This is a genomic window from Gammaproteobacteria bacterium (assembly GCA_022450155.1).
Classification (GTDB): domain Bacteria; phylum Pseudomonadota; class Gammaproteobacteria; order Arenicellales; family UBA868; genus REDSEA-S09-B13.
Genome location: JAKUQR010000008.1, coordinates 1 through 13,789 on the forward strand (window position 1 = coordinate 1; position 13,789 = coordinate 13,789).

General features: G+C 53.7%; 15 protein-coding genes and 1 other RNA gene. 9 read left to right on the plus strand and 7 right to left on the minus strand.

Annotation, left to right across the window (positions count from 1 at the left end; all coding sequences use genetic code 11):
* The 3 genes from MK323_05990 to smpB form a co-directional block, all read right to left on the minus strand.
* The coding region (locus MK323_05990) for an integrase arm-type DNA-binding domain-containing protein (GenBank protein ID MCH2481709.1) at positions 1-522 on the minus strand (522 nt) is incomplete at its 3' end.
* 278 nt (positions 523-800) lie between these two features.
* Positions 801-1,156, minus strand: a transfer-messenger RNA (tmRNA) gene (gene ssrA / locus MK323_05995).
* A 56-nt stretch (positions 1,157-1,212) separates the two neighbouring features.
* Entirely contained in the window at positions 1,213-1,683 is a 471-nt protein-coding gene (smpB, locus tag MK323_06000; GenBank protein ID MCH2481710.1) for an SsrA-binding protein SmpB, read from the minus strand.
* Here smpB and MK323_06005 point away from each other — a divergent pair.
* Together MK323_06005 and MK323_06010 are read left to right on the plus strand one after the other, a co-directional pair.
* The gene (locus MK323_06005; protein ID MCH2481711.1) at positions 1,682-2,212 is read left to right on the plus strand and encodes a type II toxin-antitoxin system RatA family toxin; all 531 of its coding nucleotides are present in this window, start codon (positions 1,682-1,684) and stop codon (positions 2,210-2,212) included. The genes smpB and MK323_06005 overlap by 2 nt on opposite strands.
* Entirely contained in the window at positions 2,193-2,492 is a 300-nt protein-coding gene (locus MK323_06010; protein ID MCH2481712.1) for an RnfH family protein, read from the plus strand. The genes MK323_06005 and MK323_06010 overlap by 20 nt, the downstream gene beginning before the upstream one ends.
* Here the strand turns inward: MK323_06010 and MK323_06015 are convergent.
* From MK323_06015 to MK323_06025, 3 genes are all read right to left on the minus strand, one after another.
* Positions 2,480-2,917 carry an outer membrane protein assembly factor BamE gene (locus MK323_06015; protein ID MCH2481713.1) on the minus strand — a complete coding sequence of 146 codons (438 nt, stop codon included), beginning with the start codon at positions 2,915-2,917 and terminating at the stop codon, positions 2,480-2,482. The two genes, MK323_06010 and MK323_06015, sit on opposite strands and share 13 nt — an antisense overlap.
* Before the next feature lie 123 nt (positions 2,918-3,040).
* Positions 3,041-4,720, minus strand: coding sequence for a DNA repair protein RecN (gene recN, locus MK323_06020; GenBank protein ID MCH2481714.1), 1,680 nt, complete (start codon positions 4,718-4,720; stop codon positions 3,041-3,043).
* 18 nt (positions 4,721-4,738) lie between these two features.
* Positions 4,739-5,599, minus strand: a complete 861-nt coding sequence (locus MK323_06025) for an NAD(+)/NADH kinase (GenBank protein ID MCH2481715.1) — start codon at positions 5,597-5,599, stop codon at positions 4,739-4,741.
* Between the two features lie 180 nt (positions 5,600-5,779).
* On the opposite strand from MK323_06025, the gene hrcA reads away from it, so the two are divergent.
* The 7 genes from hrcA (at position 5,780) to tsaB (ending at position 13,144) form a co-directional block, all read left to right on the plus strand.
* Positions 5,780-6,829, plus strand: a complete 1,050-nt coding sequence (gene hrcA, locus MK323_06030; protein MCH2481716.1) for a heat-inducible transcriptional repressor HrcA — start codon at positions 5,780-5,782, stop codon at positions 6,827-6,829.
* 128 nt (positions 6,830-6,957) lie between these two features.
* A complete protein-coding gene (gene grpE / locus MK323_06035) occupies positions 6,958-7,683 on the plus strand; it encodes a nucleotide exchange factor GrpE (GenBank protein ID MCH2481717.1) in 726 nt (241 codons plus the stop codon).
* A gap of 71 nt (positions 7,684-7,754) precedes the next feature.
* Complete coding sequence (gene dnaK / locus MK323_06040) at positions 7,755-9,695, plus strand: molecular chaperone DnaK (GenBank protein ID MCH2481718.1); 1,941 nt, start codon at positions 7,755-7,757, stop codon at positions 9,693-9,695.
* A 112-nt stretch (positions 9,696-9,807) separates the two neighbouring features.
* Complete coding sequence (gene dnaJ / locus MK323_06045; protein ID MCH2481719.1) at positions 9,808-10,932, plus strand: molecular chaperone DnaJ; 1,125 nt, start codon at positions 9,808-9,810, stop codon at positions 10,930-10,932.
* 115 nt (positions 10,933-11,047) lie between these two features.
* Entirely contained in the window at positions 11,048-11,590 is a 543-nt protein-coding gene (gene rfbC / locus MK323_06050) for a dTDP-4-dehydrorhamnose 3,5-epimerase (GenBank protein ID MCH2481720.1), read from the plus strand.
* A gap of 14 nt (positions 11,591-11,604) precedes the next feature.
* Positions 11,605-12,462: a dTDP-4-dehydrorhamnose reductase gene (rfbD, locus tag MK323_06055; GenBank protein ID MCH2481721.1), complete on the plus strand. Its 858-nt coding sequence runs from the start codon at positions 11,605-11,607 to the stop codon at positions 12,460-12,462.
* Between the two features lie 16 nt (positions 12,463-12,478).
* A complete protein-coding gene (gene tsaB / locus MK323_06060) occupies positions 12,479-13,144 on the plus strand; it encodes a tRNA (adenosine(37)-N6)-threonylcarbamoyltransferase complex dimerization subunit type 1 TsaB (GenBank protein ID MCH2481722.1) in 666 nt (221 codons plus the stop codon).
* Positions 13,145-13,161: 17 nt separating this feature from the next.
* Here tsaB and MK323_06065 read toward each other — a convergent pair whose 3' ends face one another.
* A complete protein-coding gene (locus tag MK323_06065; protein MCH2481723.1) occupies positions 13,162-13,740 on the minus strand; it encodes a hypothetical protein in 579 nt (192 codons plus the stop codon).
* Positions 13,741-13,789 lie beyond the last annotated feature (49 nt).

Genomic DNA, 13,789 nt, shown 5'->3' on the forward strand with positions numbered 1-13,789 from the left:
CGCATATCGAAAAACCTGGCCACAGTTCCGTATGGCCCGGTGGGCTGTTTCGAGTGCACCCCTGCTTTCTATACGGCGGACCACCTTGAGTAATTCCGGCGGATCGATCTGATCAATAGAACGAGAGCCCAGCCAGGGAAATACATCATTCTCGAGACGACGGAGAATGCGATTAGCGTGACTCTCGGACCAGCCAGGTGCGAACTTGATGAACCACTCCCGGGCAACAGCCTCGAAACTTGTGCCGTCAGCTATGCTTTGGAGCTTCCTGGCCTCGATTGGGTCGGCACCCTCCGACAGCGACCTTCGGGCCTGATCCCGTTTTTCCCGCGCATCCTTGAGGCTGACCTCCGGGTAGACCCCAAGAGAAAGGCGCTTCTCTTTGCCCAGGATCCGGTATTTAAGCGGCCACCATTTCCCGCCGCTGGGGGCTACCTCTATATATAGTCCCTGGCTGTCGAAAAGACGGTATCGCTTCACCCTCGGTTTGGCGTTTCGTATGGCGGTATTTGTCAGTGGCACCAATATGTCCCTTGAATTTCTGGTCAGAATCGTTCACAGGTCCCCCAAAAGGGGTTATGCCCTAGGTGTCTGGCAGCACAACAGCCAAATTACTGCCAGATGCCTGGGGGCAACTGCACGTCGAATTGGCTTCCCGGACCAGAGTTGCCCCCAAAGTGGCCCCCAGTTGCCCCCGGATGCAGGTAGATTCGGTGAAACGGTATCGGATGATTATACAACAAAAAATCCCGCGTTTCCGCGGGATTCTGGACTATATTGGATTTCCTTGGATGGAAATTTGGTGGAGGCGGCGGGAATCGAACCCGCGTCCGTCAATCCGCCACGCACCGGCGACTACATGCTTAGTCTGTCTTTGATTTGACCGTACGTACCCCGACAGACAGGGTTACGGCCGGCGAGCCCGCTTAAGTTTAGCGTGGCGGGTCACGAGCACCCCATCACGCGAGCCCATGTGATTTGACCCCTCGGATACCAACCCATGGGCGAGCCGGGGGAGAGGCTAGCAGGGATTAAGCTGCTAGGGCGTAGTTGTCGTCGTTGGCAACTATAAAGTTTGCAGTTGGATTTACGAGGAGAACTGCACCTCGGCATGCTCCGATGGCTTTGTGATCCACGTCGAAACCAGGTCGCCCCCGGTATTCGCCGACTGGTTCTCAGCCAGCCAGCCATTTTACCACCGAACGGTTGGGTTCAGCGGGTCTCTTTCAGCAGGCGATGCTGCTGCCGGTTCCACTCCCGTTCCCGAATTGTGGCCCGTTTATCATACTGTTTCTTGCCTTTAGCCAGGGCGATCTTCAGCTTTGCTCGGCCGCGTTTCCAGTACAGTGACAGCGGTATCAGTGTGTAGCCGCGCCGTTCAACTGCACCGCGCAGGCGGCCGATCTCTTTGGCATGTAAAAGTAGTTTACGGGTCCGAGTGGGGTCCGCAGTGACATGGGTTGATGCACTATTCAAAGGTGAAAAATGTGCCCCGAACAGGAATACCTCACCCTGTCTCAGGATCACATAGCTTTCCTGCAGCTGAGCCCGGCCTTCACGCAGACTCTTGACTTCCCAACCTTCGAGTGCGATGCCGGCCTCATATTCTTCTTCTATGAAATAGTCATGCCTGGCCCGCTTATTACGAGCGATAGTATTGTCTTTCTCTTTGGCTTTAGGCATGAGACAGCGTTTTCACGTTATCGCGGCGATCGAGCGCAACAGTATAATCGGGGCGATATTTCAACCGGGCTTGATGTTAAACGTGCATACGGTCAACCGTTCCCTCATTCTGCCTTACAGCAGCGCTGAAATGTACGATCTGGCGAATAATGTGGAGGCTTACCACGAATTTCTGCCCTGGTGCAGCTGCTCAGCTGTGCTTGAACGTGATGAAGCCTGCGCTATTGCCCGTATCGATGTTTCCTACAAAGGCATGAAATCGTCATTTACGACGCGAAATGAACTGACCCCAAACCGGCAGATTCATATGACTTTGGTTGAAGGCCCATTTAGTGCACTGGAGGGGAAATGGTTGTTTGACTCGCTCGATAAAGTGGCGTGCCGGGTAAGTCTGATGCTCGACTTTGCATTCAGCACCCGACTGATCGAGAAGACGATGGCACCAGTGTTCACTCAGATTTGTGGTGATCTGATCGATGCGTTTGCTGAACGGGCCGAGCAGGTGTACGGTGAGCGCAGATTTGCTTGAGATTGAAGTGGTGTATGCTCGACCTGAGCAGCAGGTGCTGATTCAGGTCAGCGTACCGGACGGCAGTTCCGTCCGTGATGCCATCGTGCGCTCGAATATCCTCAGCGACGAACCCGAGCTCGATCTTGAAACACTGGCTGTGGGGATCTTTGCTCGACGAGTGACGCTTGATTACATCCTTAAGGCGGGAGATCGTGTCGAGATCTATCGGCCTCTGACGATGTCTCCCGTCGATGCCCGGCGCTGGCGTGCAAAACTCAAAACGCCTCAGTTGGACTGAGTCTTACCCAGAGGCCACAGTTTGCGCCAGGTGCGCTTGAGAAAACCAGGCTTAGTGGGTTTTGTTTGCGCCTGAACACGACTTTCACTTGAACTGCGGATCCGTGGTTCGGATTCGAAACCTTGTTCAATCTTTATCAGCTGCCCGTTGTCGAAGAATACGGTCAGACGTTGTTGCTCGACCTGACGCGTTTCGCCGGAGCGAAAACTGTAGAAATAATCCCACCGCTCTGTGTGAAATGGATCTTCCACCAGGGGGGCACCGAGAAGATATCGGACTTCCGCCTTTTCCATCCCGGGCTTGAGCTGCTCAATCTGTTCGGGGGTGACAATGTTGCCCTGCTGTATATCGATACGATAGGTTCGAACGCAGCCTGACAGCAATAAGGTCACAACAGATAAAAGAATTACGAGTCGGAAATTCATGCTGTTCTGGCTCAGGCGATAAAACGGTGATGATAATCGGGTCGAGACCCGATGTACCCTATGGTCTCACACGTAGAGATTGTACCGCCAGCGGGCTGTTCCTTATTCTCGATCGAGTTCACTTCAGCGCACTGATGAGTCGGTTACCCGCTGCAGCATTTCTTCGGCATGGGCAAGGGTTTGCTGGGTTATCTCAATACCGCCGAGCATACGTGCGATTTCGTTTGTTCGGAGTGCCCGGTCCAGTGGAAAAATCTCGACCTCCGCGTCATCGGTCTTGGTGACGTGAAGGTGCTCATGGCCCTGCACGGCCACTTGCGGTAGATGAGTAATGCACAAGATCTGTCGTTCCGAACCCAGCAGACGTAGTTTGCTGCCGACGATCTCGGCAATCCTCCCGCCGATACCGATATCGACTTCATCGTAAATACAGCTGGGTACAGAGTCGATCTGAGCTGTGACCACCTGAATGGCGAGACTGATCCGGGATAACTCGCCGCCGGATGCAACCTGGTCCAGAGGTGCAAAGGGCATGTCGGGGATGGTCCTGACCGCAAAGTTCACATTTTCTGCGCCGTAGCGGGTACGGTCTGCTGCCTCTAGAGGGCTGAGATCAACGGTAAATTTAGCCTGTTCCAAGCCCAGATCGGCCAACTGGTGAGTTACAGAATCCGCGAGTTTTCCGGCCGATTGCGCACGCCGCTGGCTGATACGATTGGCGAGGGTGTCATAGTCGGTTGTCAGCGCTGAGATCTGCTGCTCGACTTCTGATATTCGCTGTTCCTCCGTGGTGATTGACTCGAGTTCCCCCGACAGTCGTTCGAGCAGGTCGCGCAGCTGGTCTGGCCGTACCTTGTATTTTCTTGCCGCGTCGTGAAGCACGGTCAGCCGGCTGTCTAGGCGCTGAAATTCTTCAGGGTCAAGTTCGTAGTCAACATGACAGCGGCGAATGTCGCTTACGGCATCGCTCAAAAGCGCAGTGACGTCCTGTAACTGGGATACGCTGTTGCCCAGGCGGGTATCAAATTTGCTGAGTTCTTTTAAACGATCCGATGCACGCCCAAGGAGCACTGATACTGTGCCGTCTTCTCCTTCCTCCAGCTCATGCAGAGTCTGCCACGTGCCTTCCGCCAGTTCCCGAGTGTGTGACAGTCGTGAATGAGTCCTGTCCAGTGAATCGTACTCATCCGGCTCGGGCGCAAGTGCAGTCAGGTCATCGATTTGATGACGCAAATAGTCTTCTCGTTGCGCCGAGTCATCTGCCTTGGCGCGCAGTTCTTCCAGATGGGCTATAGCGACGCTCAGTCGGTTGAAGCAATTTTCCAGAGCGTGAACATCATCGAGAGTGCCGGCAAACGCATCCAATGTTTTGCGTTGAACTGATTTCTTGAGCAGCTGGTGGTATTCGTGCTGTCCGTGAACGTCCACCAGCAGCTGACCAAGTTCGCGCAATGAACTGATCGGAACCGGACGACCCTGGATAAAACCTCGGGATGATTTTTTGTGAGATACGATTCGTCTCAGTGTGCACTCAGAACCATCAATATCAATCTCCTGACCCTTGAGCCATAGCTGCGCGGCAGGATTGTTACTGAGGTCAAAGCCGGCCTGCACTTCGCATTGCTCCGAGCCCGGTCGGATGATGTCTCCGGAAGTGCGGTCACCGAGCAGTATGGTGAGCGCATCAACAATGATCGATTTCCCTGCGCCGGTTTCGCCAGTAATAACAGTGAGGCCACCGTCAAATGAGATTTCGACGTGTTTGACGATTAGAAAATCTCGAACGTCGATCCAGGTGATCATTACGCTGAATGCAGCTGATCATCCCCAGCCAAGTTTGGAACGAAGCGCGGTGAAATGGTTGTGGCTGTTGATCCGGACCATGCGGGTCACAGTTTCTGCACGGCTGATTCGAATGATCTCGTTGCCCGTGACCGGAAGTTGCTTAAGGCCATCGATAAAGATATTGCCATCTGCGCCGGCCAGATCAAGTATCTCCAGCTCAATAATGCTGCTGTCGTCAAGCACCATGGGCCGGTGTCCAAGTGTATGCGGGCAGATGGGGGCAAAAACGATTGCCGGCAGTAACGGATGCAGTATTGGGCCACCAGCTGAAAGTGCATAGGCAGTCGAGCCCGTCGGTGTTGAAATAATCACACCATCGCCCCGGGTTCGTCCAAGAGGTTCAGAGTTGACGTGGGTATCGAACTCGATCATGCGACCGGTGTTGCCCTTGCTTAAGGTGACATCATTCAGTGCAATACTATCGTTCAGGTTTTCGCTACCGTTTGAAATCTGAACCTGCAGCATGATTCGTTCTTCTACGGTGAACTCGCCGCGGAGAAGTTCGTCCATGCCCTCGCGCATCCGGTCTGCAGAGAGATCTGTTAGAAACCCAAGTCGCCCCAGATTGACACCGATCATCGGCAGCGCATATGAGCCCAGACTGCGTGCGACGTGGAGCATGGTACCGTCACCTCCAACGACAACCGCAAGGTCTATCGTCTCACCCACCGGCAGACCGGAATCTTCAATTCGTGTGCCGGAGACATTGTCTGCAGTCGTGTCTCCGATGTAGACCGAAATGTCCCGATCTTCCAGGTGTTTTCGCAAAGCATCCAGCGTAGTGCTGACTCCAGGATCCTTATAGCGACCGAATAGTCCTACGGACGAAATTCGCATGCCAGATGGCCTTTTTTCCGTAAATGAGTGGATCGAAGAAATGTGATGGGCTGGTCCATTTTTGTTCAGTAATTGCGTATGGTACTGGCAATGGTATGATTCAGGCGTAGGCCATAAATCAGTCTGACAAACCCGATTTTACATCCAAGTTCACTCGCTGCCTAAACTCAACGATTTAACATGACAGCCGTACCAGAAATTCAACTGAGCGACAGGGCTGAAATATTGCTGCGCGAACTCGTTAGGCGCTACATAAATGATGGGGAACCTGTCGGTTCGAGGACCCTTTCACGAGAGTCCGGACTTGAACTTAGTGCCGCGACAATACGCAATGTAATGGCCGATCTTGAGGATCTTGGACTGATCCGCTCGCCACATACTTCGTCTGGACGGGTGCCGACACAGTTGGGTTACCGGATCTTTGTCGATACCATGCTCAAAGTAAAGCCGTTGGATGCGGCTTCGATCAACGAAATCAACTCCGGACTCGCGTCCGCCCGGGACCCTGACGAGTTGATGTCGATGGCATCGGAGCTGCTCTCCCAGATTACTCAGTTTGCCGGTGTGGTTCTGCTGCCCGGGGGTGAGCACGCCAATCTGCGCCAGATTGAGTTTCTACCGCTGGCTGAGGACAGAATCCTGGCGATTCTCGTTACCCAGGACGGCCGTGTTCAGAATCGTGTGCTCTTTGTCGATCGAAAATATACTCCCAGTGAACTTATAGAGGCAGCGAACTTTTTTAACGAACGTTATTCCGGCCGCTCGCTCAATGAGGTGCGCAGACGATTGGTTCAGGATATGGAACATGACAGTATCTCGATGAATCGAATTATGCGTACGGCAGTCAACATGGCCAAGGAACTGTTCACCGATCAGACCGCGTCGGACAGCGTAGTGGTTAGCGGTGAAACCAATCTTATGAGCGTGCCGGACTTCGACCAAGTTGAAAAACTCCGGGAAATCTTCGATGCGTTCAAAGCGAAGCAGGATCTGCTCCAGTTGCTCGATAAGAGCATGAACGCACGGGGGATATCTATTTTTATTGGAGAAGAATCAGGGTACAACGCATTGACGGATTGCAGTGTTGTCACGGCACCTTATGAATCAGATGGCCGCTGTATTGGCGTGCTGGGTGTGGTGGGTCCCACGCGTATGTCTTATGAGGATGTGATTCCCGTCGTTGATATCACGGCCCGATTCCTGGGCACTGCCCTTAAGTCTCTTCACTAGCGGTTGATCCGAACCGATTCAAGGGCAACGCATGCTTGGCATGCCCTTGAAAAACGAGAATATTGCCCCAGTTTTAGCCAGAGATCCAATACTGTTACCAGGTGCAAAAGCGCGAGACACACTTCATCATGACTAGAACCGGCAAAGACAAACCCCAGAAGAACGATGAAATAGCCTCCAGTGAGGTCGCTGATGAGCTGGAACTGGACAAATCTCAGACAGATGTAACCGCGGATGACTCCGACCTCAGCGCCGTCTCCTGCGGTAGGGCCCAAACGACACCAGAACCTGCTGCCGAGGCTGATGCCCAGAGTACGCCAGCGGAGGACAGCTCGGAATTAGCTGCGGAAGATGATGCAGAGTCTGCCGACCAGATTACCGCTCTGCTTGATCAGGTTACCGAATATCAAGACAGTTATCTGCGGGCTAAGGCGGAAGTCGACAACATTCGCAAACGGACTGAGACTGAGGTCGCCAATGCGCGTAAATTCGCCCTAGAGGAGTTTGTCCGGGAGCTCCTGACTGTGAAAGACAGCCTGGAAATGGCTTTGACTGTTGATCAGCAGTCGGGTCCGCAGGCGGACAACAGCGGTGTCAACGAGGGGCTGGAACTGATTCTGAGGCAACTGGAGAACGTTTTTGCGAAGTTTTCGGTTGAAACAGTTGAACCCGAAATAGGCGATAAACTCGACCCGGACCAGCACCAGGCCGTGAGCATGGAGGAGTCACAGGACATTTCGCCCAATTGCGTGAGCAAAGTCATTCAGAAAGGCTACTCGCTCAACAATCGACTTTTACGGCCTGCGATGGTGATGGTGGCAAAATCACCCGGGAAAACTGCTGAAAAAGGTTGAAAAACTGACCGACTACCCCCATTTTTGAAACATCGATCCAAGCTCGCAAGAAGATTTTCAAGGAACATAGCATGACAAATATTATCGGAATTGACCTGGGCACAACCAACTCCTGTGTCGCAGTCATGGATGGCGGTACGGCCAAGGTCATCGAAAACAGTGAAGGCGACCGGACCACACCATCTGTTGTGGCCTTTACGGAGGACGGTGAAGTGCTGGTTGGGCAGTCTGCCAAGAGACAGGCCGTTACTAACCCCCACAACACGGTTTTTGCCGTCAAACGCCTGGTCGGACGCAAATTCGACGATCAACTGGTACAACGGGATATCGACTTGATGCCGTATTCGATCGTCAAGGCCGATAATGGCGATGCCTGGGTGGAGGTTGCCGGCAAACGACTGGCTCCGCAGGAGATCTCTGCCCGCGTGCTGCAGAAAATGAAGCAGACCGCCGAGGAGTATCTTGGTGTTGAAGTCACGGAAGCGGTTATTACAGTACCGGCCTATTTCAATGATTCACAACGTCAGGCCACGAAGGATGCTGGCAGGATTGCCGGCCTTGATGTCAAGCGGATCATCAACGAGCCGACCGCTGCTGCATTGGCTTATGGAATGGAAAAGCAGCGGGGAGATCGTAAGATCGCGGTGTACGATCTAGGCGGCGGGACATTTGATATATCCATCATCGAGATCGCAGATGTCGACGGTGAGCACCAGTTCGAGGTTCTGGCGACCAACGGTGACACCTTTCTCGGCGGGGAAGATTTTGATCGCCGACTGATTGACTATCTCGCTGACGAGTTTAAGAAAGACAACGGGATGGATCTGCGTGGCGACCCACTTGCTATGCAGCGCCTCAAAGAGGGTGCCGAGAAAGCCAAAGTTGAGCTGTCTTCAAGTACACAGACCGAAGTTAACTTGCCCTATATCACGGCGGATCAAAGTGGACCCAAGCACCTGAACATGAAGCTCAGTCGGGCGAAGCTTGAGGCGATGGTGGAAGAGTTGATCCTTCGCACGATCGAGCCGTGTAAGACTGCTTTACAGGATGCCGGTCTTAGCGCCTCAGACATCGATGACATTATTCTTGTCGGTGGTCAGATTCGAATGCCAAAAGTTCAGGAAGCGGTTAAGGATTTCTTTGGACGCGAACCCCGGCGGGATGTGAATGCCGACGAGGCCGTCGCGGTGGGTGCCGCGATCCAGGGCGGTGTACTGGGCGGTGATGTCAAGGATGTGCTGTTGCTGGATGTCACACCGTTGTCCTTGGGAATCGAGACCCTCGGCGGGGTGCTGACAAAGCTGATCGACAAAAACACCACCATACCGACCAAGGCAAATCAGGTGTTTTCAACCGCTGATGATAACCAGACAGCAGTAACGGTCCATGTTCTGCAGGGTGAGCGGGAAATAGCCCAGCACAACAAGTCACTCGGTCGGTTCGATCTGACGAATATCCCACAGGCACCGCGCGGTTTGCCACAGATTGATGTCACGTTTGATATTGATGCCAATGGCATTCTCAATGTCTCAGCCAAAGACAAGGCGACCGGCAAGGAAAACAAAATCGTCATCAAGGCAGGTTCCGGTCTATCTGACGAAGAAGTTGAACGCATGGTTCAGGATGCAGAAGCACATGCCGAAGAGGATCGACAGACTCGCGAGCGGGTAGATGCACGCAATCACGCGGAGGCGATGGTTCACACTGTTCGCAAGACGCTTACTGAAGCCGGTGATAAGGTTGAAACAACCGACAAGGAAAACATTGAGTCGGCGATCAAGTCACTAGAAGAGGCGATAGAAGGTGATGACGTCGAGCAGATCAAAGAAAAAACAACGGTTCTGATGGAAGCCAGTCACAAGCTGGCAGAACAGATGTATCAGGAGCAGGATGCTCATGACTCAACGACCGGCCCGGCCGGCCCCGATGCCAGTGAGGGGTCACCAGGTCCTGCTGGCGACGACGTCGTCGACGCCGAATTCGAAGAGGTAAAGGACAAAGACAATAACTGATCACTTTATCAGGCGCCGTGAAAACGGCTATAACAGCTACAACTGTTCGGAAGCCGGCATCAGGACCGGCTTTCGTTTGTTGCAAAATACTCTGGTCTAAGCATACGGAATAATGGATAAGCGCGACTACTACCAAGTTTTAGGCACCGAAAAAAACAGTTCTGATGCCGACCTGAAAAAGGCTTATCGAAGACTCGCTATGAAGTTTCATCCGGATCGCAATCCGGGTGACCAGGAGGCTGAGAAGAAGTTCAAAGAAGCAAAAGAAGCCTACGAAGTTCTGTCTGATCCCCAGAAAAGATCCGCATTCGATCAGTTTGGGCACGCCGGCGTGGACAGTTCCTCGGGTATGGGTGGCGGACCCGGCGCTGCAGGGTTTGGTGATGTTTTTGGTGATATTTTTGGTGATATCTTCGGCGGTTCCGGTGGTAGGAGAAGCTCGAATCGAGGCAGTGATCTGCAGTATTCCCTGGATCTTTCCCTAGAAGATGCCGTAAGAGGTACTGAAACCCGTATTCGTGTGCCCACACTGGTCAGCTGTAAGACCTGCAGCGGATCTGGTGCGAGGCCTGGCACGTCGCCCGGTGCCTGTTCCACTTGCGGTGGTCAGGGACAAGTGCGCATGCAGCAGGGATTTTTCTCAATTCAGCAGACCTGTCCCCAGTGCCGGGGCAAAGGTACTGTGATTACTTCGCCCTGTAGTGACTGTAATGGGGGTGGCCGTGTTCAGAAAACTAAGACGCTGCAGGTCAAGATCCCGGCCGGTGTAGACGATGGTGATCAGATCCGTCTGTCAGGCGAGGGAGAGGCAGGCACGACAGGTGCAGCGCCAGGTGACCTTTACGTTCAGGTCCGTCTGAAAGAGCACCCGATCTTTACCCGGGATGGAGACAACCTTTACTGTGAGATGCCCATCAGTATTGCTGCAGCAGCGTTGGGAGGCGACATTGAAATTCCGACGCTTCAAGGACGGGCCAACCTCAAGATTCCATCGGAAAGTCAGTCAGAGCGGATCTTTCGTCTTCGCGGCAAGGGGGTGCGTAATGTGCGCAGCAAAGCACAGGGAGATCTTTTCTGCAAGATCAAGATCGAAACGCCGGTTAACCTCAACCGCAAGCAAAAAGATCTGCTGATGGAGTTTGACCGACTGACCCAGGAAGGGGGGGAGCGGCATCGCCCACGCGAAAATTCGTGGTCAGATCGGCTGAAGTCCTTTTTCGGGGATATTGTGTCTTGACGCTGGACAGAGTCGCCGCGCTGTTAGAACCCGCGTTTCCTATTTTGTCCTGCCACGGAGATCGTTCACGCTGCGTATAATGCAGTTCCGTTGATCTGTTAGAGCATGCCCGATGATTGTTGTTACCCCGACACCACTGGATGGCGTTGTCGTTGTGGAGCCCACAGTGTTTGACGATGACCGCGGCTTTTTCATGGAAAGCTTCAACAGCCACGACTTCGCCGAGGCAGGGCTGCTTTCTGTGTTCGTGCAGGACAACCAGTCTCGATCAACCCGGGGTGTGCTGCGCGGTCTTCATTATCAGTATCCCAACTGGCAGGGAAAGCTGGCTCGGGTTATTGTCGGTGATGTCTTCGACGTGGCTGTAGATATCCGTCGGTGCTCTCCGGCTTTCGGTATGTGGTTTGGAATTGTCTTGTCGGCCGAGAACAAGAAACAGTTATACATCCCGCCGGGCTATGCCCACGGCTTCTGTGTGTTGAGTGATGTCGCGGAGATGTTCTATAAGTGTACGACACCCTATTGTGCTGACAACGATGCCGGTGTTCGCTGGGATGACCCTGAAATCGGAATCGACTGGCCGGTGTCTACGCCCATCCTATCGGAAAAAGATGCCCAGGCTCCGTTGCTCAGCGAAATCGGCGATCTCGCGGTCTAAGGTGTATCTGCGCAGTGAAGATACTGGTCTTCGGCAGGATAGGTCAACTGGGATCTGCGCTCGCTGAAGTCCTATCAGATTGTTACGAAACCCGGTTTATTGATCAGCCGGAACTCGACCTGACGGCGCCAGAGAGCGTTCGTGATCACGTACAGACCTATCAGCCTTCGATCGTAATCAATGCCGCCGCTTATACGGCCGTTGACCGGGCTGAAACGGAACCAGAACTTGCCCATATTATCAATGCCCGCGCACCGGGATCATTGGCTTGTGCGTGCGACGAAGTCGGTGCTGTGTTGATACATTATTCAACGGACTATGTTTTTGATGGCACGGCATCGGTGCCCTACACTGAGACTACAGCAGTGGCTCCAGCTGGGGTATACGGTCATTCCAAACTGGCCGGAGAAATAGCGGTGGCCGGCGCGACCCAACGGCACGTGATACTGCGCACGGCCTGGTTGTATTCAGCAGTTGGACATAATTTTGTGAAAACAATGCTGAAGCTGGCCAATACCGGTCAGCCGATTCGCGTGGTGGCAGACCAGATTGGCTCGCCTACATATGCCCAGGATCTAGCCCGTGCAACACGGCGCATTATTGAAGTGTTGAACAGCAGTCGCGAGGACTGTTTTGGGCTGTACCACGTGACCAATACCGGCACCACCAGCTGGTATGGTTTGGCTCAGGAAATATTTCGATTGACAGCACAACTGGATGTGGTCGTGCAACCCATCAGCACTGAAGAGTACCCCACACCGGCCCCGAGGCCAGCCTATACCGTGCTGGATTGTTCCAAACTGGAGCGGGTATTTGGATTGACGCTGCCGAGTTGGCGTGACGCACTGGCCCGGTGTATCACCAGTCTGTAGGGCCAGACCGACAGCGATGAAGGTACTGGCGATTGAGACAGCAACAGAGGCGTGCTCAGCAGCCTACGCAGATGATGACCAGATTATTGAGCGTTTCCAGATCGATCCGAAGGGGCATTCAGAGCGCATTCTGCCGATGGTGGAATCGGTTCTGAGTGAGGCAGGCGTTGTGCGGGCCGAGTTGGAAGCCATCGTGTTTGATTCGGGCCCAGGCTCTTTTACCGGTATTCGGATTGGTGCAGGCGTTGCGCAGGGAATTGCCCTGGGTCTTGATCTGCCGCTGGTGGCAGTTTCCTCCCTGATGGGCCTTGCTCAGGGTGTCAGCCGTGTGGTTGATGGCTGTACGGCCGTACTGCCGGCGATCGATGCACGGATGGGTCAGGTTTATTGGGCGTGCCTGGTTCGCGATCCTCAGGAAGCAACCGGTTGGCGCTGGCAGCAGATGCCCCAGGTGACCGATCCGGAGGCTGTCGATGGGCCAGGGGTTGAAGAAATCGGTGTGGGCAGTGGCTGGGACCGTTACGCGGAGATACTGAGTCGGAATGGACGGACGATATGGCACCAGGACCGTTATCCCAGCGCCCGGGATCTGATCGAGGTTGCCCAACGGTTACTGTGCGCAGGTTCAGCGACCCCATCGACAGCTGAGCTGACCTACGTCCGGAATAAGGTTACCGGATAAATCTCCTTTCTAGTCAGTCAGTCGAGAGTAATTGATATCGTACCCTGAAACCCGCTGCGACACCCACTTCCGCTACTTGGCCACGTTCCTGAGTATTGGCCGCTCAGTGATTCCGAGTTACCTGAAAGAGTAAAGGTCACGGTAAAGGTAGTCTCTGTCGTGTCGACAGTTTCTGTTGTAGTTATGCTCAAGCTAGCGGTACCCTCATTGCTGTTTTCCTGATCACCTGTGAGCGTGTTGTCTCCACTGCTGTTTGCAGAGGCCTGAACAGAAGTGCCTGTGAGGTCAGCGCTCGTAAAGCAGCTATGATCGGTTACGATGAGGGTGCCCGTAACGGTTCCTGCGTTGTCCGAGAGTGTGAGGCTGAGACTTCGATCTGGGTTGGTGGCATCTTCAATACTACCTGACCACTGACCCGACACATTGAAGGCCTGGTTGTAAATGCCTCCGCTGGAGCTGCCCCCGCAACTTGCCAGTAGACCTGTAATGGCCAGGAGTGTACAGCCGAAGAGCGCTTTTTTTATTTTGGTTGGCACGATTTTCTGCTGGGTGATTTGAAGGATCGTACTGTAACGCAAGTGCCGGGGCTTAATCATCAGTTCAATGTGTGTTTAGTCTCAGTGGTACAGACATATCCTGTGTTCA

Coding starts and splice junctions, on each gene's coding strand:
- MK323_06015 (MCH2481713.1), bottom strand. CDS start 2,917: ATGAATTTCCGACTCGTAATTCTTTTATCTGTTGTGACCTTATTGCTG.
- hrcA (MCH2481716.1), top strand. CDS start 5,780: ATGACAGCCGTACCAGAAATTCAACTGAGCGACAGGGCTGAAATATTG.
- smpB (MCH2481710.1), bottom strand. CDS start 1,683: ATGCCTAAAGCCAAAGAGAAAGACAATACTATCGCTCGTAATAAGCGG.
- MK323_06005 (MCH2481711.1), top strand. CDS start 1,682: ATGAGACAGCGTTTTCACGTTATCGCGGCGATCGAGCGCAACAGTATA.
- MK323_06065 (MCH2481723.1), bottom strand. CDS start 13,740: ATGATTAAGCCCCGGCACTTGCGTTACAGTACGATCCTTCAAATCACC.
- tsaB (MCH2481722.1), top strand. CDS start 12,479: ATGAAGGTACTGGCGATTGAGACAGCAACAGAGGCGTGCTCAGCAGCC.
- grpE (MCH2481717.1), top strand. CDS start 6,958: ATGACTAGAACCGGCAAAGACAAACCCCAGAAGAACGATGAAATAGCC.
- dnaJ (MCH2481719.1), top strand. CDS start 9,808: ATGGATAAGCGCGACTACTACCAAGTTTTAGGCACCGAAAAAAACAGT.
- dnaK (MCH2481718.1), top strand. CDS start 7,755: ATGACAAATATTATCGGAATTGACCTGGGCACAACCAACTCCTGTGTC.
- MK323_06025 (MCH2481715.1), bottom strand. CDS start 5,599: ATGCGAATTTCGTCCGTAGGACTATTCGGTCGCTATAAGGATCCTGGA.
- recN (MCH2481714.1), bottom strand. CDS start 4,720: ATGATCACCTGGATCGACGTTCGAGATTTTCTAATCGTCAAACACGTC.